At 69.8% G+C, this 22717-nt stretch carries 23 protein-coding genes; 8 read left to right on the forward strand and 15 right to left on the reverse strand.

Translation table 11 applies throughout. From position 1 onward, the window contains the following. Positions 1-15: 15 nt before the first annotated feature. Complete coding sequence (locus tag ABZ453_RS30380) at positions 16-1041, reverse strand: ATP-dependent 6-phosphofructokinase (protein ID WP_359019771.1); 1026 nt, start codon at positions 1039-1041, stop codon at positions 16-18. A 240-nt stretch (positions 1042-1281) separates the two neighbouring features. Here ABZ453_RS30380 and pta point away from each other — a divergent pair, with 240 nt between their 5' ends. The 3 genes from pta (at position 1282) to pyk (ending at position 6097) form a co-directional block, all read left to right on the forward strand. Then, the gene (gene pta, locus ABZ453_RS30385) at positions 1282-3372 is read left to right on the forward strand and encodes a phosphate acetyltransferase (protein ID WP_359019773.1); all 2091 of its coding nucleotides are present in this window, start codon (positions 1282-1284) and stop codon (positions 3370-3372) included. Further along, positions 3369-4574, forward strand: coding sequence for an acetate kinase (locus tag ABZ453_RS30390; RefSeq protein WP_359019775.1), 1206 nt, complete (start codon positions 3369-3371; stop codon positions 4572-4574). Before pta ends, ABZ453_RS30390 begins: the two co-directional genes overlap by 4 nt. Positions 4575-4669: 95 nt before the next feature. Beyond that, positions 4670-6097 carry a pyruvate kinase gene (pyk, locus tag ABZ453_RS30395; protein ID WP_359019777.1) on the forward strand — a complete coding sequence of 476 codons (1428 nt, stop codon included), beginning with the start codon at positions 4670-4672 and terminating at the stop codon, positions 6095-6097. 97 nt (positions 6098-6194) lie between these two features. On the opposite strand, the gene ABZ453_RS30400 is transcribed toward pyk, so the two are convergent. The 4 genes from ABZ453_RS30400 to ABZ453_RS30415 form a co-directional block, all read right to left on the reverse strand. Further along, the gene (locus ABZ453_RS30400; protein ID WP_359019779.1) at positions 6195-7538 is read right to left on the reverse strand and encodes a hypothetical protein; all 1344 of its coding nucleotides are present in this window, start codon (positions 7536-7538) and stop codon (positions 6195-6197) included. After that, a complete protein-coding gene (locus ABZ453_RS30405; RefSeq protein WP_359019781.1) occupies positions 7528-8088 on the reverse strand; it encodes a DUF6114 domain-containing protein in 561 nt (186 codons plus the stop codon). The genes ABZ453_RS30400 and ABZ453_RS30405 overlap by 11 nt, the downstream gene beginning before the upstream one ends. 133 nt (positions 8089-8221) lie before the next feature. Beyond that, positions 8222-8854 (reverse strand): DUF6230 family protein, encoded by a 633-nt coding sequence (locus ABZ453_RS30410; RefSeq protein WP_208782162.1) that lies wholly within the window; start codon positions 8852-8854, stop codon positions 8222-8224. Between the two features lie 624 nt (positions 8855-9478). After that, the gene (locus ABZ453_RS30415) at positions 9479-10459 is read right to left on the reverse strand and encodes a tetratricopeptide repeat protein (protein WP_359019784.1); all 981 of its coding nucleotides are present in this window, start codon (positions 10457-10459) and stop codon (positions 9479-9481) included. 208 nt (positions 10460-10667) lie between these two features. Between ABZ453_RS30415 and ABZ453_RS30420 the strand changes: the two genes are divergently transcribed. Then, entirely contained in the window at positions 10668-11345 is a 678-nt protein-coding gene (locus ABZ453_RS30420; RefSeq protein ID WP_359019786.1) for a TetR/AcrR family transcriptional regulator, read from the forward strand. On the opposite strand, the gene ABZ453_RS30425 is transcribed toward ABZ453_RS30420, so the two are convergent. The 9 genes from ABZ453_RS30425 to ABZ453_RS30465 all read right to left on the reverse strand — a co-directional run bounded on the left by ABZ453_RS30425 (position 11297) and on the right by ABZ453_RS30465 (position 18458). Next, positions 11297-12271: a hypothetical protein gene (locus ABZ453_RS30425; protein WP_359019788.1), complete on the reverse strand. Its 975-nt coding sequence runs from the start codon at positions 12269-12271 to the stop codon at positions 11297-11299. The two genes, ABZ453_RS30420 and ABZ453_RS30425, sit on opposite strands and share 49 nt — an antisense overlap. A gap of 137 nt (positions 12272-12408) precedes the next feature. Next, the gene (locus ABZ453_RS30430) at positions 12409-14109 is read right to left on the reverse strand and encodes a methylmalonyl-CoA mutase family protein (protein ID WP_359019790.1); all 1701 of its coding nucleotides are present in this window, start codon (positions 14107-14109) and stop codon (positions 12409-12411) included. A gap of 127 nt (positions 14110-14236) precedes the next feature. Continuing rightward, positions 14237-14575 (reverse strand): DUF3817 domain-containing protein, encoded by a 339-nt coding sequence (locus ABZ453_RS30435; protein ID WP_133044713.1) that lies wholly within the window; start codon positions 14573-14575, stop codon positions 14237-14239. Between the two features lie 43 nt (positions 14576-14618). Continuing rightward, positions 14619-15128, reverse strand: coding sequence for a MarR family transcriptional regulator (locus ABZ453_RS30440; RefSeq protein WP_359019793.1), 510 nt, complete (start codon positions 15126-15128; stop codon positions 14619-14621). A 491-nt stretch (positions 15129-15619) separates the two neighbouring features. Then, positions 15620-16249, reverse strand: a complete 630-nt coding sequence (locus ABZ453_RS30445) for a TetR/AcrR family transcriptional regulator (protein ID WP_359019794.1) — start codon at positions 16247-16249, stop codon at positions 15620-15622. Further along, positions 16246-16926, reverse strand: coding sequence for a DUF4166 domain-containing protein (locus ABZ453_RS30450; RefSeq protein ID WP_359019796.1), 681 nt, complete (start codon positions 16924-16926; stop codon positions 16246-16248). The genes ABZ453_RS30445 and ABZ453_RS30450 overlap by 4 nt, the downstream gene beginning before the upstream one ends. Further along, a complete protein-coding gene (locus ABZ453_RS30455; RefSeq protein WP_359019798.1) occupies positions 16923-17684 on the reverse strand; it encodes a hypothetical protein in 762 nt (253 codons plus the stop codon). Before ABZ453_RS30455 ends, ABZ453_RS30450 begins: the two co-directional genes overlap by 4 nt. Before the next feature lie 139 nt (positions 17685-17823). Next, a complete protein-coding gene (locus tag ABZ453_RS30460) occupies positions 17824-18117 on the reverse strand; it encodes an MTH1187 family thiamine-binding protein (protein ID WP_359019800.1) in 294 nt (97 codons plus the stop codon). Then, positions 18114-18458, reverse strand: coding sequence for a DUF3817 domain-containing protein (locus ABZ453_RS30465; protein WP_208778016.1), 345 nt, complete (start codon positions 18456-18458; stop codon positions 18114-18116). The genes ABZ453_RS30460 and ABZ453_RS30465 overlap by 4 nt, the downstream gene beginning before the upstream one ends. Positions 18459-18617: 159 nt before the next feature. Here ABZ453_RS30465 and ABZ453_RS30470 point away from each other — a divergent pair, with 159 nt between their 5' ends. The 4 genes from ABZ453_RS30470 to ABZ453_RS30485 all read left to right on the forward strand — a co-directional run bounded on the left by ABZ453_RS30470 (position 18618) and on the right by ABZ453_RS30485 (position 21272). Further along, positions 18618-19250, forward strand: coding sequence for an AIM24 family protein (locus ABZ453_RS30470; RefSeq protein WP_356769078.1), 633 nt, complete (start codon positions 18618-18620; stop codon positions 19248-19250). Between the two features lies 1 nt (position 19251). Further along, positions 19252-19902 (forward strand): AIM24 family protein, encoded by a 651-nt coding sequence (locus tag ABZ453_RS30475; RefSeq protein ID WP_359019803.1) that lies wholly within the window; start codon positions 19252-19254, stop codon positions 19900-19902. A 2-nt stretch (positions 19903-19904) separates the two neighbouring features. Continuing rightward, the gene (locus ABZ453_RS30480; protein ID WP_133044762.1) at positions 19905-20702 is read left to right on the forward strand and encodes an AIM24 family protein; all 798 of its coding nucleotides are present in this window, start codon (positions 19905-19907) and stop codon (positions 20700-20702) included. A gap of 93 nt (positions 20703-20795) precedes the next feature. After that, positions 20796-21272 carry a MarR family transcriptional regulator gene (locus tag ABZ453_RS30485; RefSeq protein WP_359019805.1) on the forward strand — a complete coding sequence of 159 codons (477 nt, stop codon included), beginning with the start codon at positions 20796-20798 and terminating at the stop codon, positions 21270-21272. A gap of 77 nt (positions 21273-21349) precedes the next feature. On the opposite strand, the gene ABZ453_RS30490 is transcribed toward ABZ453_RS30485, so the two are convergent. Further along, a complete protein-coding gene (locus ABZ453_RS30490; RefSeq protein WP_359019807.1) occupies positions 21350-22648 on the reverse strand; it encodes an MFS transporter in 1299 nt (432 codons plus the stop codon). Positions 22649-22717: the final 69 nt, after the last annotated feature.

The following is a 22717-nucleotide window of genomic DNA, read 5'->3' on the forward strand; positions in this document are numbered from 1 at the left end:
TTGGCGGGGGAGGGCCTAGAAGACCGACTCCGCCTCGTCCATCCGGTCCTTGGGCACCGTCTTCAGCTCCGTCACCGCCTGGGCCAGCGGCACCATCACGATGTCGGTGCCCCTGAGTGCCGTCATCTTCCCGAACTCGCCCCGGTGGGCCGCCTCCATGGCGTGCCAGCCGAAGCGGGTGGCGAGCACCCGGTCGTAGGCGGTGGGGACACCGCCGCGCTGGACGTGGCCGAGGATGACCGGCTTGGCCTCCTTGCCGAGGCGCCGCTCGAGCTCGTACGCCAGCGCCGTGCCGATGCCCTGGAAGCGCTCGTGGCCGTACTTGTCGATCTCGCCGTGGCCGTAGTCCATGGTGCCCTCGGCGGGGTGGGCGCCCTCGGCGACACAGACCACCGCGAACTTCTTGCCGCGGGCGAAGCGCTCCTCGACCATCTTGACCAGGTCGGCCGGGTCGAAGGGGCGCTCGGGCAGGCAGATGCCGTGGGCGCCGGCCGCCATGCCGGACTCCAGGGCGATCCAGCCCGCGTGCCGGCCCATGACCTCGACCACCATCACCCGCTGGTGGGACTCGGCGGTGGTCTTCAGCCGGTCCATCGCCTCGGTGGCGACACCGACCGCGGTGTCGAAGCCGAAGGTGCGGTCCGTGGAGGAGATGTCGTTGTCGATGGTCTTGGGGACGCCCACCACCGGCAGACCGGCGTCCGACAGCATCCGCGCCGCCGTCAGCGTGCCCTCGCCGCCGATCGGGATCAGCGCGTCGATGCCGAACTCGTGGATCATGTCGGAGGCGTTCTCGCAGGCCTCGCGCAACCGGTCACGCTCCAGCCGGGAGGAGCCGAGGATGGTGCCGCCACGGGCCAGGATGCCGCTGACCGACTCGAGGTCGAGGGGGCGGTAGCGGCCGTCCAACAGGCCGGAGTAACCGTCCTCGAAGCCGATCACCTCGTCGCCGTAGTGATCCACCGCCCGGTGCACGACCGAGCGGATCACGGCGTTCAGGCCGGGGCAGTCGCCGCCTGCGGTGAGAACTCCGATGCGCATCGTGCTGTGTCTCCTGCTCGGTCTCGGTACCGGTGAGCAGATCCGATTGTTTCATGCTCCACGGCCAAGTCCGTTGTGTCCCTTATCACCCGGATGGCCGGGCCGCCTTGCGCGGTCGGCCCCCCGTCCTGACGGGCGCCCTATCCAGCGCCGAGGGTATTGTCAAGGGGGTTCCGCTCGCCCCGACGGGCGATGTCTGTACCGGCGCCAGACGAACGCCAGACGAAACGGAGAGCACGCGTGACGCGCAGCGTGTACGTGACCGGTATCGACCGCGGCGACGGCCGCCAGGTCGTCGAACTGGGGGTCATGGAGCTGCTGACCCGGCAGGTCGACCGGGTGGGGGTGTTCCGGCCCCTGGTCCACCACAGTCCCGACCGTCTCTTCGAGCTGCTGCGCGCCCGCTACCGGCTCTCCCAGGACCCGGCCACGGTCTACGGCATGGACTACCACGAGGCCTCCGCCCTGCAGGCCGAGCGCGGGACCGACGAGCTGGTGTCCACGCTCGTGGACCGCTTCCACGTCGTCGCCCGGGACTACGACGTCGTCCTGGTCCTCGGCACCGACTTCGCCGACACCCAGCTGCCGGACGAGCTGTCCCTCAACGCCCGGCTCGCCAACGAGTTCGGCGCCTCGGTGATCCCGGTGGTGGGCGGCCGCAAGCAGCCCGCCGAGGCCGTGCTCGCCGAGACCCGCAACGCCTACCGCGCCTATGAGGGGCTCGGCTGCGACGTGCTGGCGATGGTGACCAACCGGGTCGCTCCCGAGGACCGGGACGAGATGACCCGGCAGCTCGACTCCCGGCTCCCGGTGCCCTGTTACGTCGTACCGGACGAGCCCGCGCTCTCCGCGCCCACGGTCTGGCAGATCAGCCAGGCCCTCGGCGCCCGGGTGCTGCTCGGCGACGACTCGGGGCTGGCGCGGGACGCCCTCGACTTCGTCTTCGGCGGGGCGATGCTGCCCAAGCTGCTGGGCGCCCTGACCCCGGGCTGTCTGGTGGTCACCCCGGGCGACCGCGCGGACCTGGTCGTCGGCTCGCTCGCCGCGCACAGCGCGGGCACCCCGCCGATAGCCGGCCTGCTGCTCACCCTGGGCGAGGTGCCGGGCGACGACGTCCTCACCCTGGCCGCCCGTCTGGCGCCCGGTACGCCGGTGCTCTCGGTGCCCGGCATGAGCTTCCCCACCGCGGAGCAACTCTTCTCCCTGGAAGGGAAGTTGAGTGCGGCCACCCCGCGCAAGGCGGAGACCGCGCTCGGCCTCTTCGAGCGGTACGTCGACACCGCCGACCTCATCCGGCGGGTCTCCGCCCCGAGCAGCGACCGCCTCACCCCGATGATGTTCGAGCACAAGCTGCTGGAGCAGGCCCGCTCCCACAAGCGCCGGGTCGTGCTGCCGGAGGGTACCGAGGAGCGCGTCCTGCACGCCGCCGAGGTGCTGCTGCGCCGGGGCGTGTGCGACCTGACGCTGCTCGGACCGGTCGACCTGATCCGCAAGAAGGCCGCCGACCTCGGCATCGACCTGGGCGAGACCCAGTTGATCGACCCGGCCACCAGCGAGCTGCGCGACTCCTTCGCCGAGAAGTACGCCGCCGTCCGCGCCCACCGCGGCGTCACGGTGGAGCTGGCGTACGACGTGGTGAGCGACGTGAACTACTTCGGCACGCTGATGGTCCAGGAGGGCCTGGCGGACGGCATGGTCTCGGGCTCGGTCCACTCCACGGCCGCGACCATCCGTCCCGCCTTCGAGATCATCAAGACGAAGGCGGACGCCGACATCGTCTCCTCGGTCTTCTTCATGTGCCTCGCCGACAAGGTCCTCGTCTACGGCGACTGCGCGGTCAACCCCGACCCGGACGCCGAGCAGCTCGCCGACATCGCCATCCAGTCGGCCGCGACGGCCGAGCAGTTCGGTGTGGAGCCGCGGATCGCGATGCTGTCGTACTCGACGGGCACGTCCGGTTCGGGCGCCGACGTCGACAAGGTGCGCGAGGCGACGGAGCTGGTGCGCGCCAGGCGCCCCGACCTCAAGATCGAGGGGCCCATCCAGTACGACGCCGCCGTGGAGCCCACCGTCGCGGCGACCAAGCTGCCGGAGTCCGACGTGGCCGGTCAGGCGACGGTGCTGATCTTCCCGGACCTCAACACGGGCAACAACACCTACAAGGCCGTGCAGCGCTCGGCCGGCGCGATCGCGGTCGGCCCGGTGCTGCAGGGCCTCAACAAGCCGGTCAACGACCTGTCCCGGGGCGCCCTGGTCTCGGACATCGTCAACACCGTGGCCATCACCGCCATCCAGGCCCAGAACTCCGCAGAGAAGGCACCCCTGAAGTGAGCGCGACCCGCGTCCTCGTCCTCAACTCCGGCTCCTCGTCGGTGAAGTACCAGCTGCTCGACATGCGGGACAGCAGCCGGCTGGCCGCGGGGCTCGTCGAGCGGATCGGCGAGGAGACCTCCAGGATCCGGCACACGCCGCTCGCGAGCGGCGGCGGGACCCGCGAGTCGGTCGGCCCGGTCGCCGACCACGAGGCCGCCCTGAAGGCCGTCGCGGAGGAGCTCTCCAGGGACGGACTCGGCCTGGACTCCCCCGAGTTGGCCGCGATCGGGCATCGGGTGGTGCACGGCGGCAAGACCTTCACCGAGCCGACCGTGATCGACGACACCGTGCTCGCCGAGATCGAGCGGCTGATCCCGGTCGCTCCGCTGCACAACCCGGCCAACCTCACCGGCATCCGCACCGCCCGGGCCCTGCGCCCCGATCTGCCGCAGGTCGCCGTCTTCGACACCGCCTTCCACACCACGATGCCGGACTCGGCCGCCCGCTACGCGATCGACGTGGCGACGGCCGACGAGCACCGCATCCGGCGCTACGGCTTCCACGGCACCTCGCACGCCTATGTCTCCCGGGCCACGGCGAGACTGCTCGGCAAGGCGCCTGAGGACGTCAACGTCATCGTGCTGCACCTCGGCAACGGCGCCTCCGCGTCCGCGGTGCGCGGCGGGAAGTGCGTGGACACCTCCATGGGGCTGACGCCTTTGGAGGGGCTGGTGATGGGTACGCGCTCCGGGGACATCGACCCGGCCGTCATCTTCCATTTGGCGCGTGTTGGCGGAATGTCCATCGATGAAATCGACACTCTTCTCAACAAGAAGAGCGGGCTGATCGGCCTCTGCGGCGACAACGACATGCGGGAGATACGACGCCGGATCGACGCGGGCGACGAGGAGGCGAAGCTCGCCTTCGACATCTACATTCACCGCCTGAAGAAGTACATCGGCGCCTATTGCGCGGTACTCGGCCGCGTGGACGCGATCGCCTTCACAGCGGGAGTCGGGGAGAACGCGAGTGAGGTGCGGGAGGCTGCCGTCGCGGGCCTGGAGACCCTGGGCCTGGCGGTGGACGGCGCGCTGAACGCCGTACGGGGCGACGAGCCGCGGCTGGTCTCGCCCGCGGACGCACGGGTGAAGGTCGCCGTGGTGCCCACCGACGAAGAACTGGAAATCGCTACGCAGGCCTACGCGCTCGTAAAGAAGTGACCGAGCAGTAACCGGCAAATGAGCACCGCTCCGCCCATATGAATCTTCCGCCAGACGGAATATTCCGCGGCGAAATAAACCGATAGGATCGCCCCATGCGCCGTTCGAAAATCGTCTGTACTCTCGGCCCCGCGGTCGACTCCCACGAAATGCTGGTCTCGATGATCGAGGCCGGAATGAACGTGGCCCGGTTCAACTTCAGCCACGGCACCCACGCCGAGCACCAGGGGCGGTACGACCGCGTCCGTGCCGCGGCCAAGGAGACCGGGCGCCCCATTGGCGTCCTCGCCGACCTGCAGGGCCCGAAGATCCGTCTGGAGACCTTCGCCGAGGGTCCGGTGGAGCTGGAGCGCGGTGACGAGTTCGTCATCACCACCGAGGACGTCCCGGGCGACAAGAGCATCTGCGGCACGACGTACAAGGGCCTGCCCGGTGACGTCGACCGCGGCGACCAGATCCTGATCAACGACGGCAACGTCGAGCTGAAGGTCCTGGACGTCGAGGGCCCGCGGGTGCGGACGATCGTCATCGAGGGCGGTGTCGTCTCCGACCACAAGGGCATCAACCTGCCCGGCGCCGCCGTGAACGTGCCGGCGCTGAGCGAGAAGGACGTCGAGGACCTCCGCTTCGCGCTGCGCATGGGCTGCGACATGGTCGCCCTGTCCTTCGTCCGCGACGCCAAGGACGTCACCGACGTCCACAAGGTGATGGACGAGGAGGGCCGCCGGGTCCCCGTCATCGCCAAGGTGGAGAAGCCGCAGGCGGTGGACAACATGGAGGGCGTCGTGATGGCGTTCGACGCCGTCATGGTCGCCCGCGGTGACCTGGCCGTCGAGTACCCGCTCGAGAAGGTCCCCATGGTGCAGAAGCGGCTCATCGAACTGTGCCGCCGCAACGCCAAGCCGGTGATCGTGGCGACCCAGATGATGGAGTCGATGATCACCAACTCCCGCCCCACGCGCGCCGAGGCGTCCGACGTGGCCAACGCGATCCTCGACGGCGCGGACGCGGTCATGCTGTCGGCGGAGTCCTCCGTGGGCGCCTACCCGGTCGAGACCGTGAAGACGATGTCGAAGATCGTCGCCGCGGCCGAGCAGGAACTGCTCAGCAAGGGCCTGCAGCCGCTGGTGCCGGGCAAGAAGCCGCGCACGCAGGGTGGTTCGGTCGCCCGTGCGGCCTGCGAGATCGCCGACTTCCTCGGCGGCCGGGGCCTGGTGGCCTTCACCCAGTCCGGCGACACCGCCCGCCGGCTGTCCCGCTACCGCGCGCAGCAGCCCATCATCGCCTTCACCACCGACGAGAACACCCGCAACCAGCTGACCCTCAGCTGGGGCGTGGAGTCGCACGTGGTGCCGTTCGTCAACACCACCGACGAGATGGTCGACATGGTCGACGCGGAGATCGCCAAGATCAACCGCTTCAGCCCGGGCGAGATCGTCATCATCACCGCGGGTTCGCCCCCCGGTGTCCCCGGCACCACCAACATGCTCCGCGTGCACCACATCGGCGGCACGAACAACTGACGCCGCCGTGAAGGCGGTTGTACGGCGCTGAGGGCGCCCCCTGGATCAGGGGGCGCCCTCAGTTCCTCGCGGCTCCCGAACGGGCCTGTGGCGGCGCTCAGCCGGTTCCGTCGGTCGTGTACACATGCATCCCGGGCACGTGCAGGGTGCCGCCGAACTGGCCGGCCTGGACGACCTTGACGTTGGTGAAATAGATCAGCGGGATGTTCAGCGGCGGCGGGTTGTCGGGGCTGAACGTGATCGGGATCAGACCGAACAGGTTCCCGGAGATCGACTGCGTGTACATCGTGGTGTCGCCGTTGCGGATCGTGGACGTCGTGCCCTTGCCGGCCTGCACGTGGTAGGTCTTGCCCTGGCTCGTGTCCTTGACCGTCTGGTGCAGGTCACCGATGTCCGTGCCGCCGGAGATGACGTACTTCAGCACCTTCTTGACGGTGCCTCCGGCCGTCTTCACCTCGACGATGCCCTTGTAGTCGGCGCCCTTGAGTGTCAGCGAGCTGGCGTTGAGGTACCAGGGGTCGTTCGCCACCGGAACCTTGTTGTCGACACCGCTGGTGTTGTCGGTGGCGGCGTCGCAGTTCGCCGCGTCCGCGCTCGAACTCGCGCTCGGCGAGGGGCTGGCGGAGGACGTGGCCGCCTCGGCCGCCTTCTCGGCCGCCGTGGTGGCGCTGTCCGCCGCCTTGGACGCCGCGTCGGTCGCGCCCTTCACCGTGCCGTCGACCGTGTCGGTGACCTTCTTGGTGGTGTCCTTGACGGTGTCCGAGACGCCGGCGCCCGAGGACGAGTCCTTGGTGGCACTCGCCGAGGACGACGCGGAGGGGGACGGCGTCGGGCTCGCGCTCGACGTCGAACTGCCGCTGCCGCCCGTGAAGATGCTGCCGAGCGTGTCGCCGATGGTGTCCAGCAGGCCGCCACCGCTGCTGCTGCTCGTCGACGCCGAGGGGGTGGGCGTCGTCGCGGTGTCGCCGGAGGAGGACTTGCTCTGCGAGGCGGACGGGGTCGGCGTGGCCTTGTCGTCGGAACCTGAATCCGACGAAGAGGTCTTGCCGGAGTCCGCGGTCGACGAGTCCTTCGACGTGCCCGCCGAGGACGAGGCGGACGGCGAGGGCGTCGCCTTGTCGGCGGAGTCGCTCGAACTCGCCGAGGCGGAGGGCGACGGCGAGGCCGAGGAGCCGTCCAGGGCCGCGACACAGTCCTTGTAGTCGTCGGCCTTCTGGCTGTTCGTCGTAGCGGTGGAGCCACCGCTGTCGGCGAGGGCCAGCGAGGACGTGAACCCCATTCCCACGATGACCGCCGTCGGCATCGCCGCCATGGCTATCGCCTTGCCGGCGGGCATGTGGAACCTGGTGAACAGCGGCTTCCTGGGGGCCGCGTGGCGCGGCCCGGTTCTCACACGGGACTCGTCCACATCAGTCCCGTGGGTCACCTCGTCAGCCGGCACTGTGCCTCCCGTTCGCCCCGTTGGCCGGGCTCGTTCCTGACAGATCGTTCGACTCACCGACCACGGGCTTGAGGATCGTGGTGTCGGAGTCCAGGGCCTGCGGGGCGTCGCCCGCTCCCGTGGTGTCCTCCTGCACCGGCTGCTCCTCCGGCGGCACGCCCGGCGCCCACGACACGGCCATGGCCCCGCCGACCAGCGAGAGCAGGAAGCCCATCAGGAAGCCGCCGAGGTTGGACACCGGGATGGAGACCAGGCCCAGCAGGATCGCCGCGACGCCCGCGAAGACCCGTACGTGCTTCTGGAACCAGAGGCTGAATCCCAGCACGACGAGCAGCACGCCGATGATCAGGGAGCCGGCCCCGCCCGTGGTGGCCATCGCCAACGTCAGATGACCGACCTGGAGATGCGCGTACGGGAAGTACATGATCGGCAAACCGGCGAGCAGGACGAAGAGCCCCGCCCAGAACGGCCGCGTGCCCCGCCAGGCGCGGAACTGCGCCCTCCGGCGACTGAACTGGCCGGCGGGTACGGCAGGAGTCTCGGCGCTCATGGAAAACAGCTCCCTGGTGCGGCTTTGCTGTGGTGATGGTGCTGTGGTGATGAGTTTGTGCTGCGTGTGAAGAAGTCGGTGGAAGGTGGACGGGCGGGGGCGCCCTTCGGCTCCCCCGCCCGTCAACGAGTGCTCAGTAGCACTCGTGGGTGCCCGTCTGGACCGACATCTTCAGCCCGCTGAGCTTGAAGGTTCCGGCGGTGGTCGCCCACGCCGTCTGCTTCACACCGCTCAGCGAGGCGTGATCGGCCTGCTGCGCGAATCCGTACGGGTTCGCGGTGTCACCGCTCTTGATGCCGGGACCCTTGCTGGCGTCCTTGGCGGCCACACCGATGTCGATGTTCGTGAACGTCGCGTCGGCGCTCAGGTCGTCGAGGTCGATGTAGAGCTTGCTCGCCTCGACCGGCTTGTCGCCGCCGCCCGCCTTCAGGATCAGGCTGACGTTGCCGATGATCGGGATGTTCGGGGTGACGACCGACTGGCACAGACCCTTGATGGTCGCGGAGTTGAACGCCGAGACCGCGACCGGGTGGGCCGTCTTCTGGCCGTCGAGGGTGTACCCCGAGTCGACGGCGCCGTACTGTGCGAATCCGTCACCTTCGAGCTGGTCGGCCGTGACCTTGAACTGCTGGCCGGACACGCTGAAGGACGCGGCGAGAGCGCCCTGCGCGAGGGCGACACCTATCGCGGCCGTAGCGGCGACGCTGGGCACCATGACCACAGCGAACCGCTTCCATCTGGTCCCGCCACGCACCTGGGACTCCATATTTCCTCCTTCTCGGACGTACATCTCCTGGTCCCGGCGGCCCCCAGTCGGCGGCTCGTCCGGGCAGGGATGGGAGAAGTGCTACGTCCTCGGGAAGGGGAGCGCCCGTACTCGGAGGCGCGAACCGCGCACCGATCACCGGCGATCACCCCCGAGCGACAACCACTGGTCGCGCCTGACACGCATCACGCACAACCTTGCTGGACAGGCTTCGCCGAGTGGACGAAGACCCCCCTGTCCAAGAGCCGGCGCACCCTGGCGCCGTCTCTGCTCGGTGGGGACCCAGGAACTCCCGCGGCCCGACCGGCTGTCGGGGTACGGGAATGGACCGAGCGTCGCCGATCGTGGTGCATTCTCGCCGCCCGCACAAGGGGCTTCGTTACTGGGTAGTAACGGCCGGATAACCGAAGCACGACCCAGAGGTCTCGGGTGGCGACGGAGGGTGCAGCAGGGGGCGGGAACAAAACTATTGATCGTTGGACAGAATCCGACAGATCAACGCCCGTAACTTACTCGTAGTAACAGCGGCCGCGATTACCAAGATTTGGTAAAGCGCGGCCGCACTGACGTTCCGTCGGCAAATCTTTCACTCCGGCATCACATGCCGTGGCGTTTAGCGACTGGTCAGAACAGCGCCCGCGCGAGCGCCCGCCGGGCCGTCGCCACACGCGGATCATCCGCCCCTACGACCTCGAAGAGCTCCAGCAGTCGCAGACGTACCGTGTCCCGGTCATCACCCGCCGTGCGCCGGACGGTCTCGATGAGCCGCCCGAAGGCGTCCTCCACATGACCGCCGACCAGGTCCAGGTCCGCCGCGGCGATCTGCGCCTGGACATCGGCCGGCTTCTCGGCCGCTTCCTTGCGCGCCTGTTGCGGGTCCAACCCCTGCACCCGCTGGAGCAACTCGGCCTGCGCGAGCCCGAGTTTGGCCTCCGGGTTACCGGGGTCGTCGCTCAGTACGTTCTTGTAGGCCTGGATGGCACCGCCCAAGTCCCCCGAGTCCAGGGCACGTACGGCGGCCTCGAGCAGGGCGTCGTAGGGCCCGGCCGGCACCGCCTCCGCGCCCGCCGGGGCGCCGCCCGGCTCCGCGTCGGGGTCGACCGTCAGGCCCGTGAGGCCGAAGCGCTCCTCGGCGACCTGCACCAGCTGGTCCAGGGTCTGCCGGATCTGCGCCTCGCCCGCGGCCCCCTGGAAGAGCGGCAGTGCCTGGCCGGCGACGACCGCGAACACCGCCGGGATCCCCTGGATGCCGAACTGCTGCATCAGCATCTGGTTGGCGTCGACGTCGATCTTGGCGAGCAGGAAGCGCCCGTCGTACTCGACGGCGAGCCGCTCCAGGACGGGGCTCAACTGCTTGCAGGGTTCGCACCACTCGGCCCAGAAGTCGATGACGACGGGCACCTCGGTGGACCGCTGCAGGACGTCGCGCTCGAAGGAGGCCTCGTCGACGTCGATCACCAGATCGGCCGGAGAGACGGCTCCGGTGCCGCCGCCGTGCCGGGCGGCCTCAGCGCGCGCCTGCTCCGCCTTGGCCTTGGCCTCCTGGGCCGCCTTCACCGCGGCGAGGTCGACGACTCCGCTCATGGACATGTTCCGTGGCTGCATGCGTCTATCCTCCCCCGTCCGCGCGTGTGAATGAAAAGCGCCGTGAAAGCCGGTCGAACTCGCGTGTGGTCGGCGCCGGGTCCCCACCCCGCGCCACGCCCGTGGTTTCGCTACGAGTCGTAGCGTAATGGCACTGGGTGCCTCCTGGGTACCACCCTCCGGTGATCTCCCTCACGGCATCACAGGAACCGCCGGTTATGGTCGAGGGATGCAGAGCCGCTCCCCCGTCCCCCGCGCCTCGGGACGCCCGCGCAGCGCCGAGGCGGACGCCGCGATCCTCGCGGCCACCCGGGAGGCGCTGGTGGAGCTGGGCTGGTCCAAGCTCACCCTGGGAGACGTCGCGACCCGGGCCGGGGTCGCGAAGACCACCCTCTACCGCCGCTGGGCGGGCAAGAACGAACTGGTGGTCGACGCGGTCGCCGAGCTCTTCGACGAACTGCGCCTGCCCGACCGCGGCAGCCTCGCCGCCGACATCGAGGGCGTGGTCCTGCAGCTCGCGGCGATCCTGGACCGCCCCGAGGCCAAGAGCGGCCTGATGGCGGCCATCGCGGAGTCCACCCGCGACGACGCCCTGCGCGAGCGCATCCGGGACTCCGTCGTCGACCGGCAGAAACGCCTGGTCCTGGAGGGCCGCGCCCGCGCCCAGCGACGCGGCGAACTGGCCCCGGAGCCGGATCCGGCGGAGTCGGCCCGCACGGTCGACCTGATCTTCGACGTGGTGGCGGGCGCTGTGGTCCACCGCACCCTGGTCAGCGGCCGCCCGGCGGACGAGGACTGGGTGCGCGCCTTCACCGCCCTGCTCCTGGGCGGCCTCGGAGCGGACGTCGAGGGGCGGCCTCAGGACGACGGGCCGGCCGGCGGGGCTCCGCTCACCGCGTCGTCGTAGAGGGCCCGGACCTTGTCGCCGAAGTAGGCGCTGTAGGAGATCTCGGGGGTGTTGCCGCCGGTGTGGTAGCCGCCGATGATGCCCACCACCGCCCAGCCGCCCGACCACGGCACCAGCATCGGCCCGCCACTGGTGCCGTCCACGAACGCCTTGCAGCCGATGCGCAGATAGCTGCCCGGGTCGGCGGGGTCGTCGCTGTCCCAGCGGGTGGTCCAGCTCCAGCACTCCAGCGGCTTCTCGGCTCCCCCCGGGTAACCGATCATCCGTACCGGGGCGTGCCGGTATCCGGTCCCGGTCAGCAGCCGCACCGCGCCGCCGGTCGCGTCCTCCAGGGACAGGCCGTTCTGGTTGGGTTCGGTGACGGCGAAACCGACGTCGTACTCGGCGCCCGCGTCCTCGCCCAGGTCGTAGTACTCCTGGGGGACGTAGACGCCGTTGGCGCGTACCGGGAAGACACCGAACGGCTTGAGTCCGTCGTGGTACTGCGGCACGAAGGCCAGGTTGCGACGCGGGGAGCTGCCCGAGTAGCTGCGCAGACAGTGGCCCGCGCTGAGCACCAGGTCATGGCCGGGGCTGTGCACCACCGAGCCGCTGCAGGTGCGCCCGGTGCCGGTGGGGTCGGTCCAGAAGAAGGTGCCGGCCTGGGGCATGCCGTCGAAGCTGCGGCTGGGCGGGACGTACTCGCCGGGCCGGGGGCCGTCGACCTTGGTGGAGACGGTCTGCGCGTCGTCGTCGGCGGTGTCGCTGGGCAGCGCGGCCACCAGCCGGTCCGCCGTCCAGTAGGCGTCGAGCCGCTCGGCCACCGGGTTCGGCGTGGGCGGCCCCGCGTGGGCGGAGGCGAGCGGGGCGAACCACGCGCACGGCAGCAGGGCCGCCGCGATCGCGAGGGCGCCCTTGACGGCCCTCGGTCTGAACAGCCTACGCACCGTCAGGTCCCCTAGCGGTCGGCACAGTCGACGGTGCCGATGGTATGCGTGGGATGGACGGTGGAGAAGAAGGCGAATCGATTCACCCCGCCGGGCGCCGGCCTCCTCGCGGGTTCTGGGAGCGCAGTTCGGTTTCCTCAGAACCCGGCGGGTTCCGTGTACACGCCCCACTCCTCCCGCAGTACCCCGCAGATCTCGCCCAGCGTCGCCTCGGCGCGTACGGCGTCCAGCATCGGCTCGATCATGTTGGCGCCCGAACGGGCCGCGGTGAGCATGCCGTCGAGCGCTGACCGTACGGCGGTCTCGTCCCGCGCCGTCTTCCGCTCGCGCAGCACGCGGACCTGCTCCCGCTCCACCTCGTGGCTGACCCGCAGGATCTCCAGGTCACCGGTCACCGACCCGGTGTGGACGTTGACGCCCACGACCCGCTTCTCCCCCTTCTCCAGGGCCTGTTGGTAGCGGAACGCGGACTCGGCGATCTCGCCGGTGAACCAGCCGTCCTCGATCCCGCGCAGAATGCCGGAGGTGACGGGCCCGATGGGGTGCCGTCCGTCGGGGTGGGCCTTCAGACCCCTCTCCTTGATCCGCTCGAACACCTTCTCGGCGTCGGCCTCGATCCGGTCGGTCAGCTGCTCGACGTACCACGAACCCCCCAGCGGATCGGCCACGTTGGCGACCCCGGTCTCCTCCATCAGCACCTGCTGGGTCCTGAGCGCGATCTCCGCGGCCTGCTCACTGGGCAGCGCGAGGGTCTCGTCGAGGGCGTTGGTGTGCAGCGAGTTGGTGCCGCCGAGCACCGCGGCGAGCGCCTCGACGGCCGTACGGACCACGTTGTTGTACGGCTGCTGCGCGGTGAGCGAGACACCGGCGGTCTGCGTGTGGAAGCGCAGCCACTGGGCCTTCTCGGACCGGGCCCCGTACACGTCCCGCATCCACCGCGCCCAGATCCTGCGCGCCGCACGGAACTTGGCGATCTCCTCGAAGAAATCGACGTGCGCGTCGAAGAAGAAGGACAGCCCGGGCGCGAACACGTCCACGTCCAGTCCGCGGCTGAGCCCCAGCTCCACGTATCCGAAGCCGTCGGCGAGGGTGTAGGCGAGCTCCTGCGCGGCCGTCGCGCCCGCCTCCCGGATGTGGTAGCCGGAGACGGACAGCGGCTTGTAGTCCGGGATGCCGGCCGCGCAGTACTCCATCAGGTCGCCGATCAGCCGCAGATGGGGCTCGGGCTGGAAGAGCCACTCCTTCTGGGCGATGTACTCCTTGAAGATGTCGGTCTGGAGCGTGCCGTTGAGCACCGCCGGATCGACGCCCTGCCGCTCGGCGGCGACGAGGTACATGCAGAAGACCGGGACGGCCGGCCCGCTGATGGTCATGGAGGTCGTCACGTCCCCGAGCGGGATGCCGTCGAACAGCACCTCCATGTCGGCGGCGGAGTCGATCGCGACCCCGCAGTGCCCCACCTCGCCCAGCGACCGGGGGTCGTCGGAGTCACGGCCCATGAGGGTCGGCATGTCGAAGGCGACGGACAGGCCCCCGCCTCCGTGGCCGAGGATCATCTTGTAGCGCTCGTTGGTCTGCTCGGCGTTCCCGAACCCGGCGAACTGCCGGATGGTCCACGTCCGGCCCCGGTACCCGGTCGAGTACAGCCCGCGCGTGAAGGGGTACTCCCCCGGCCACCCGATCCGCTCGAACCCCTCGTACTCGTCCCCGGGCCGGGGCCCGTACACCGGCTCCACGGCATCCCCGGAGAGCGTGCTGAAATCGGCGTCCCGCTTCCGCGCGGCGTCGTACCGGGCCTGCCACCGCCGGCGGCCCTCTTCGATCGCGTCAGCGTCCATACCATCGAAGTTACTAGGACGTCCTAGTAACTGTCGACGGGAGACCGCCGTACGTGTGTGTGGCGTACGGCGGTGAGAGCCGTGAGGGCTGTGAGAGCTGTGGGTGTGTGTGAGAGAGGGGGGTACGTCAGACCTTGGCGACCGCGGGGGTGCCGTCGGTGACCTTGGCCTCCAGCTCGTGGGTGACCTTGCGCTCGACGAAGAAGGCGGCCGTGGGGACCGTCCCCGCGAGCAGCACCCACAGCTGCTTGCCGACCGGCCACTTCGCCTTGGAACCCAGGTCGAAGGCGAAGACCAGGTAGACGACGTAGAGCCAGCCATGGGCGATGCCGATGACGGTGGTGAACTTGTCGGCGCCGTCCACGTGAAGCCCGTACTTGGCGATCACGCCCAGGGTCAGCAGGACCAGCAGCACACCGGTGACGTAGGCCATGACGCGGTAGCGGGTCAGCACGCTCTTCTTCATGACGTCGAGCGTAACCGCCCGTTCCGGGAGATCTTGGGCCGGGTCAGTCCTCGTCGAAATCGTTCGCCGCCACCCGCAGCGGGCGGAGCATCGCGAAGATCTCGGCGCACTCCTCCGCGTCGTAGACTCCGAGGCCGAAGTCCATGGCCATCAGGTCACGGGTGGCGGCCTCGACGACCTCGCGGCCCTTGTCGGTGATGGAGGCGAGGGTGCCGCGGCCGTCGTTCGGGTTGGGGCGCTTGGCGACCAGGCCGGACCTGACCAGACGGTCGACGGTGTTCGTCACCGACGTGGGGTGCACCTGGAGCCGCTCGCCGATCTTCGACATGGTCAGCTCGCCCTCCTTGGAGAAGGTGAGCAGCACCAGCGCCTCGTACCGGGCGAAGGTCAGTCCGTACGGCTTGACCACCGCGTCCACCTGGGCGAGCAGGATCTGGTGCGCGCGCATGATCGAGGTGATGGCCGCCATCGACGGCACGTTGCCCCAGCGCTGCTTCCACAGTTCGTCGGCGCGGGCGATGGGATCGAAGGGGAGACTGAGCGGCTTCGGCACGCCACTGACCTTACCGGCCGGTCACATGGTGGTCAGCCCCGTCTCGCCTGTCGGTCGCGCGGGCTTTTACCGCCAGGACGACACACGTGAGCGTGCCGAGGTCGCCGGCGCCGGCGACCGTCGCGGGCACCCCGACGCATTCCGCCGCGACCCCCGCCAGGGTTTCGGCTTTGGTTTCGGCTTTACGAGCGGACGCCGCTGGTGTCGGGGGGTGGCTGAGGTTCGATACCTGCGGCGCCTGTGCGGGTTCGGTGGGGGTGGGCGTAGCGCCTTCGGTTCGGTGGTGGGTCGGGGCCGGGGGGGTGTCCGTCCTCGGTCGGGCGGTGCTCTGCGTCATGCGGTGCTGTTTCTTGACGCCCGACACTGCGGGCGGACACCCCCCGCCCCGTCCCCTTCTCGCCGTCGGCGACTGCAACCCCGTCAGGGGCGCGGGGACTGCGAGCGGGCCCGCGGGCGACTTCGGCCTCGCGCGGAATCCCCCGTCGGCGACCTCAGGTCCGTCGGCGTAGGTGGAGGCGGACCGCGCGTTGGGCGACGGGGCCCAGGTCCTCCAGCGCAGCGATGAGCGCGCCCAGTTGTTCCAGGGCGTCCAGGGCCGCGTGTGCGCCGGTCTCGTCCACTCCCTCGTAGAGCTCGATGCCCACGAAGGACGCTGCCACGGCGCGGGCGAGGCCCCGTGGGTCGGCGAACTCGCCGAACGGTGTCTGTGCCAGGACCCGGGTCAGGACCTTCTCTATTTCGTCGATCCAGAGTTGGAGGCCGGCCGCCGTGGCGGGGCCGAGGGTGGTGTGGGTCTGGGCGCCGGCCAGGAGTTGGCCGAGGAGGGCCACGTGGCCGTGGGCGCGCTCCTCCTCGTGCATCTGCCGTCCGACGGTGAGGAGTTCGGAGAGGGAGCCGACCTCGGACAGGCGGGTGCGGTAGCGGGCCACTGTCTGTTCGGCGCCGTATCGGCATGCCTGGGCCAGGAGTTCGTCGACCGAGCCGAAGTGGTAGAAGACCAGGGCCTGGTTGACTCCGGCCTCGGTCCCGATGGTGCGGGCGGAGGTCTTGGCGATGCCCTGGTCGGTCAGGACGCGCAGGGCGCCTTCCAGGAGTTTGGTCTTCGTCGTCTCGGGGCTCACGTGCGGGACTCCTCGCGGACCGGGCGCAGACCGGGGCGGACACCGCAGGTGCGGATGTCCGTGTACGTCGCCCGGAAGGAGCCCTCGTAGCCGAAGAGCGGGCCGAAGTAGCGGTTGACCACGCGGACTTGGATGCGGAAGCGGTTCTCTGCTTCGTCGAACGACTCTCGGACCTCCGCTGTGGCGCCGACCAGTTCGGGCACCCGTAGGTCTACGGCGCCCTCGCGGAAGCGGTGTTCTCCGGAGCGGATGAGGAGGGAGCCGTCGGGCTCGGCGTGGAAGTGGAGTTCGCTGGCCAGGTGCTGGTGGGTGCCGAGGTAGTCGAGGATGCGGTCGCCCTTGGGGCTGAGCACCATCTGGGCGTCGAAGCGGCGGGGGCGGCCCGGCAGGTCGAAGGTGCGCACGAAGGTCACCGTCTCACGGCCGAAGGTGTCCGTGTACGGGACGTTCTCGATCGTGAAAGGGACGCTGCGGCCAGGGGTCGGGATCAGGATGTTGCGGGTGGCGCCCAGGGCCAGGAACGGTCTGACGAAGGCTCCGCCGTGCCAGACGCGGTCCATCACTCCCCTGCCCGTGCAGGCCTCGCCGCTGGTCAGGCCGACGGAGAAACGGCGCTGGAGCTGGGGGTGCAGGCGGTCGAAGTCGGCGCCCAGCACGGTGCGGAAGATCGAGGTCATCGCGGGTTCTCCAGGGTGCGCAGGACGCGGGGCGCCCGGCTGCGGGTGGGCGGGGTGCGCAGGCAGCGGCGGGCGGCCGGGGTGCAGGGCAGGGGCGCTTTGAAGAGGGCCACGCAGACGGCGACGGTGAGGAGAAGCGGACAGAGGTAGGCCAGTGACGCCGTGAAGGGGCCGAGGAGGGGGAGGGAGGCGGCGGGGGCGAGGGCCGTGCAGGCGATTGTGATCACCAGGGTGCGGATCAGTAGTTCCGTGAGCCAGTTGGCGAGGGCTCGCTCCGGGGTGATGCCCCGCTCCAGCCAGAGCCGTAGCCGGTCGAAGGACCAGGCCGTCGCCCAGCCCATCAGGGGGCGGAAGAGGAGGCGGTCGGCGGTGGCGCCCAGGCGGCCCCAGCGCGGGCGGTAGTCGTAGCCCGTGAGGAAGCGGACGCCGTCGCCGTCGGGGACGTAGCGCCAGTAGCCGCTGCCCTCGGCGAGGAGGGAGAGGGGGTGCGGCGAGGAGAAGCGGAGGGCGGAGGTGCGGGTGCCGTCCGGGCGTTCGCGCTCGCCGGCCGAGACCCCGGTTCCGGCGACCGTGAGGAACGGTCCTATGCGCGTGGCGTACCGGAAGCGCTGCGGCTCGCCCTCTACGCGGGGAAGGTGGGTGATCTCGGTGAAGCGGAGGTCCCAGCGCTGGTGCTGGGCGGGGTCCTGTGTGCGGGTCCAGAGGTCGTCCAGGTCGGCGCGGATGCGTGCCTCTATGTAGAGGCCGGTGTGGCCCATGTGAATCCCCCAGGTCAGCAAGGAGTTTGAGCGAGTGCTCAAACTGCTTGGGGGTGAATGTAGCGGGTTTTGAGCGATCGCTCAAAGGGGGGCACAAGAAAACCCCGGCCGGTTGGGCCGGGGTTTCGTCGCGGGCGGGTCAGCGGGAGAGGTGGCGCTCCACTGTTTCGATCTTGGAGGTGAGGCCGTCCGTCACGCCCGGGCGGATGTCCGCCTTGAGGACGAGGGAGACGCGCGGTGCTCTCTCTTCTACGGCTGCGACCGCCCGTTTGACGACGTCCATGACCTCGTCCCACTCCCCCTCGATGGAGGTGAACATGGCGTCGGTGCGGTTGGGGAGGCCGGATTCGCGGACGATCCGGACGGCGTCGGCGACGTACTCCCCCACGTCCTGACCTACGCCGAGCGGTGTCACGGAGAAGGCGACGATCATGCGTTCACGATCCCCTCGTTGCGGGCGCGGGAGGCGATCACCGCGTCCTCGGCGGCACGCTTCAGCTTGCGCTCGGCGAAGAAGCCGCCGGTCGGCAGGACCGAGAGGACGAAGTAGAGGGCGCCGGTCTTCAGCGGCCACTTGGTGCGGTTCCAGGCGTCGGCCCAGAAGACCACGTAGAGGATGAACAGGACGCCGTGGACCATGCCCATGACCGGCACCGCGTTGAAGTCCGTGGTCCGCTTCAGCACCGAGCAGACCAGCAGGAGCAGGAAGGACACGGCCTCGGGAGCCGAGACGAGCCGCAGGCGGCGGATGGCGGTGGCGGTCTTGAGGTCCACGGGTCACCTTCGGTGGGAGACAGGTCGCTCTTTGTGAACGGAAGCACAAGCGTTCGCCCATTGTGACAAACGCTCCCCCTAGGGGTGCGTTCAGGGTCCCCCTCCACCCGCGGGTCCTGTTCGATCCACCGCTCCGGCAGCTACCTTCCCAGCGTGGCGATGTTCCGACTTCAAGGAAGCAAGGTGCTCGCCGTCGACATGACCGGGGACGCCGTGAAGGCGAAGAACGGCTCGATGGTCGCGTACGACGGGCAGATGGCCTTCAAGAAGCTGAGTGGTGGAGGTGAGGGCCTGCGGGGCATGGTGACGCGGCGGCTCACCGGTGAGCAGATGACGGTGATGGAGGTGCGCGGGCAGGGGACCTGCTGGTTCGCCGACCGGGCGTCCGAGATCAACCTCGTGCAGCTCCAGGGGGACAAGCTGTTCGTGGAGTCGAGCAATCTGCTCGCCACGGACGCGGGGCTCAGGACGGGCACGACCTTCACCGGTCTGCGCGGGGCCTCGCAGGGCAACGGGCTGTTCACGACGACCGTCGAGGGGCACGGACAGGCGGCGATCATGTCGGACGGGCCGGCCGTGGTGCTGCGGGTGAGTGCGCAGTACCCGCTGATCGTCGATCCGGGGGCCTACATCGCCCATCAGGGGAATCTGCGGCAGTCGTTCCAGTCCGGTGTGACGTTCCGCACCTTTTTCGGGGAGGGCGGCGGCGAGGCCTTCCAGATCAGGTTCGAGGGGGACGGGCTGGTGTACGTGCAGCCGAGTGAGCGCAACACGATCGCGGGGGATGTGTGACGTGGCCTTCCGTGAGATCAACTCCAAGATGATCGAGGCCACGGTGGTGCCGGGGCAGCGGCTGTTCAGTCAGCGCGGCGCGATGCTCGCCTACAAAGGCGAGGTGTCCTTCACGCCCAACATCCAGGGCGGGCAGGGCGGGGTCATGTCGATGATCGGACGGCGGATCGCGAATGAGGCGACACCCCTGATGAGCGTCGAGGGCAGCGGCACGGTGATGTTCGGGCACGGCGGCCACCATGTGCAGGTCATCAACCTCACCGGGGACACGCTGTACGTGGAGGCGGACCGGCTGCTGGCGTTCGAGGGCACGCTGCGCCAGGGCACGATGTTCATGGGCTCGCAGGGCGGGGTCATGGGCATGGTGCGGGGCCAGGTCACCGGCCAGGGGCTGTTCACGACCACCCTGCAGGGCGTCGGCTCGGTCGCGGTGATGGCGCACGGCGGTGTCTTCGAGGTGCCGATCACCCCGGGGCGTGCCGTGCATGTCGACCCGCAGGCCTACGTCGCCCACCACGGCGACGTCCGCAACAAGCTGTCGAGCGCCCTGGGCTGGCGCGACATGGTGGGCCGGGGCTCCGGCGAGGCCTTCCAGCTGGAGCTCAGCGGCAACGGCGTGGTCTACGTCCAGGCCTCGGAGGAGAAGCTGTGAGCATGTACGGGGCTCCGGGCGGCGGCCCGACGGTCTACGACCCGATGACACTGCCGGTCGACGACAACGTCAACAAGTACACCTTCTGCGTGGAGCTCAAGGGGAGCCAGTGGTTCCTGCAGAAGGGGAAGATGATCGCCTACTACGGACAGATGGAGTTCAACGGCGTCGGGCACGGCCGACTCGACCGACTTGTCCGTACGTCCTTCCATTCGCCTCTGCACGCGAGCGACTGGGTCGTGGCGGAGGGCTCGGGCAAGATGCTCCTCGCCGACCGGGCCTTCGACGTCAATTCCTACGACCTGGACGACGGCAACCTGACCATTCGCTCGGGCAACCTCCTCGCTTTTCAGCCAAGTCTCGCGCTCAAGCAGTCGATCGTGCCGGGCTTTCTCACGCTCATCGGAACCGGAAAGTTCGTGGCGGCATCTAATGGTCCGGTGGTGTTCATGGAACCCCCGATCCGGGTGGACCCTCAGGCGCTCGTCGGGTGGGCCGACTGCCCGTCGCCGTGCCATCACTACGACCATGGCTACATGACGGGCGTCATGGGCGGTCTACGTGCGATGACGGGCCTCGGTGGGGCCTCCGGGGAGGAGCACCAGTTCGAGTTCGTCGGGGCGGGCACGGTCCTGCTCCAGTCGTCCGAGACCCTGATGGCCGAGCAGGCCACAGGAGCGGTTCCGCACGAGCCGGGGGTACCCGGTGGCGGCGGGGGCTTCACAGGCCCCTCACAGCAGGCGGGCGCACCGCGCCTTCCCGGACAGCTGGGTGACCTCCAGCGTCGCTTCGGGCTGTGAGCGGTAGTCTGCGGAGTGTGACGTCGAACGCGTGCACGGCGCCACACCAACCCTCACTAGTTCGCCTTTCAACATTTTAGGTAGACTTCATTCATGGAGACCGAGACGGCCACGCGCTGGCTGACCGATGCGGAGCAGTGCGCCTGGCGCACCCACCTGGAGGTCAACAGGCTGTTGACGTACCAGCTCGAGAGGGACCTTCAGCCGTTCGGACTGACGATGAACGACTACGAGATCCTGGTGAACCTCTCCGAGTCGGAGGACGTACGGATGCGGATGAGTGACCTCGCGTCCGCCACCCTCCAGTCCAAGAGCCGCCTCTCCCACCAGATCACCCGTATGGAGAACGCGAACCTGGTCCGGCGCGAGAACTGCGAGTCCGACCGGCGCGGCCTCTACGCGGTGCTGACCGAGCACGGCATGGAGACGATGCAGAAGGTCGCGCCCCATCATGTGTCGTCCGTGCGGCGGCATTTCATCGACCTGCTGTCCCCCGAGGCCCTGTCGGAACTCGACAAGGCCCTGAAGCCCATCGCGGAACACCTGCGCGGGCAGCGCGGGCGGCCCTGACCGAGGTAACGCGCGGCAGGCGGAACCCGGTGCGGGGTTTCGCCTGCCGGCGTCTCGCGGACCGTGGACGCGGGGCGTCACACGGCGGACGTGCTCTTCTCGGCGTCGCGCTGCGGCAGCGTGCGGGGCGTGCCCCGCCGGGCCCGGACGGCGCCTCTCGACGTGACCAGGGCGGTCAGCAGCGCCGTCGCACCAGCCGCGACGAAGGACAGGGCCGTCGGCAGGCCGCCCAGCAGGAGCCCGGCGGCGGCCGCACCGGCCGTACCGCCGGCGTTGACACCGGTGTTGACCCAGGCGCCGGCCCGCACCCGCGCCTCGGGGGCGGCCGCCTCGTCGGCGACGAGATAGGCGGTGGTCAGGGCGGGCGCGACGAAGAACCCGGAGACCGCGAGCACGGCGGCGAGCATGCCGAGCCCGTCCGCGAACCCGGCCCCGAGCAGCGCCAGCCCCAGCCCGACGGCGGTGAACGGCAACCGCACCCGCGCCGGGACGCGCCACGCCACGGCCCCGCTGAGCAGCCCCCCGACGGCACTCCCGCCCGAGAGCGCCGCCAGCGTCCAGGCCACGGCGTCGTCCCCCTGACCACGCTGCTCGGCAAAGGCGACGACCACCAGATCCACCACCCCGAGAGCGAGCCCCACACCGAGGGCCCCGAGCACGGGCTGGAGGATCCCGCCAAGGACAGCACGCCTCCTTGCGGGCTGACGGCGTTCCTCGCGCGACGCGCTCGCCCCGTCGGCTGCGGTCTTCTCGGCGGGCCGATGCGCCCGAAGCGCCGGTGAGGTCACGAAACCCGCCGTGCCCGCCAGCATCAGGGTGGTCCCGACGGCGATCGCGGTCGCCGGTGAGGTCGTGCCCACCAGCAGGCCCACCAGCAGCGGGCCCGAGACGAAGAGGAGTTCCTCGGCGACCCCGTCGAGGCTGTAGGCGCGCTGGAGCAGTGCCCGGTCCGGGGCGAGGCGGGTCCAGACGGCGCGCATGGTCGGGCCCAGGGGCGGGGTGCAGGCGCCCGCCGCGGCGGTCACGGCGCCGAGGGCGAGGGAGGGGGCGCCGGGACGCCAGACCAGCACGGTCAGGAGCCCCAGGAGCGACGCGTAGACGGCCGTCATCGGCACCAGCGCCCCGCGGGGGCCGTACCGGTCGATCAGGGCCGCCCTCGCGGGCGACAGGAAGACGCTGGTGCCGCCGAAGAGCGCCATGACGGTGCCCGCCACCGCGTAGGACCCGGTGGCCCGGGTCACGGCGAGCATCACGGACAGGGGCACGACGCCGTACGACAGGCGGCCGAGCAGGGCGAAGGCGAAGGTGCGGCGGGCATGCGGGACACGGAGGACGACGGCGTACGACGGCCGCCGCCCGACGGGCGTGGAAGACACGGGAGTTCCTCGACTCGACGAGGCGGAAAGGGGACGCCTGATCGCCGCGCCGACGGTGCTTCACGGTCG

It is taken from the genome of Streptomyces sp. NPDC005799 (assembly GCF_040630525.1).
In the GTDB taxonomy this organism is placed as follows: domain Bacteria; phylum Actinomycetota; class Actinomycetes; order Streptomycetales; family Streptomycetaceae; genus Streptomyces; species Streptomyces griseorubiginosus_B.

Excerpts from the sequence above, each read along its gene's own strand:
- ABZ453_RS30485 (WP_359019805.1), top strand. The coding sequence starts at position 20,796 with ATGGAGACCGAGACGGCCACGCGCTGGCTGACCGATGCGGAGCAGTGC.
- ABZ453_RS30410 (WP_208782162.1), bottom strand. The coding sequence starts at position 8,854 with ATGGAGTCCCAGGTGCGTGGCGGGACCAGATGGAAGCGGTTCGCTGTG.
- ABZ453_RS30435 (WP_133044713.1), bottom strand. The coding sequence starts at position 14,575 with ATGAAGAAGAGCGTGCTGACCCGCTACCGCGTCATGGCCTACGTCACC.
- pyk (WP_359019777.1), top strand. The coding sequence starts at position 4,670 with ATGCGCCGTTCGAAAATCGTCTGTACTCTCGGCCCCGCGGTCGACTCC.
- ABZ453_RS30460 (WP_359019800.1), bottom strand. The coding sequence starts at position 18,117 with ATGATCGTCGCCTTCTCCGTGACACCGCTCGGCGTAGGTCAGGACGTG.
- ABZ453_RS30455 (WP_359019798.1), bottom strand. The coding sequence starts at position 17,684 with ATGGGCCACACCGGCCTCTACATAGAGGCACGCATCCGCGCCGACCTG.
- ABZ453_RS30470 (WP_356769078.1), top strand. The coding sequence starts at position 18,618 with ATGTTCCGACTTCAAGGAAGCAAGGTGCTCGCCGTCGACATGACCGGG.
- ABZ453_RS30380 (WP_359019771.1), bottom strand. The coding sequence starts at position 1,041 with ATGCGCATCGGAGTTCTCACCGCAGGCGGCGACTGCCCCGGCCTGAAC.
- ABZ453_RS30415 (WP_359019784.1), bottom strand. The coding sequence starts at position 10,459 with ATGCAGCCACGGAACATGTCCATGAGCGGAGTCGTCGACCTCGCCGCG.
- ABZ453_RS30480 (WP_133044762.1), top strand. The coding sequence starts at position 19,905 with ATGTACGGGGCTCCGGGCGGCGGCCCGACGGTCTACGACCCGATGACA.
- ABZ453_RS30430 (WP_359019790.1), bottom strand. The coding sequence starts at position 14,109 with ATGGACGCTGACGCGATCGAAGAGGGCCGCCGGCGGTGGCAGGCCCGG.
- ABZ453_RS30450 (WP_359019796.1), bottom strand. The coding sequence starts at position 16,926 with ATGACCTCGATCTTCCGCACCGTGCTGGGCGCCGACTTCGACCGCCTG.
- ABZ453_RS30420 (WP_359019786.1), top strand. The coding sequence starts at position 10,668 with ATGCAGAGCCGCTCCCCCGTCCCCCGCGCCTCGGGACGCCCGCGCAGC.
- ABZ453_RS30405 (WP_359019781.1), bottom strand. The coding sequence starts at position 8,088 with ATGAGCGCCGAGACTCCTGCCGTACCCGCCGGCCAGTTCAGTCGCCGG.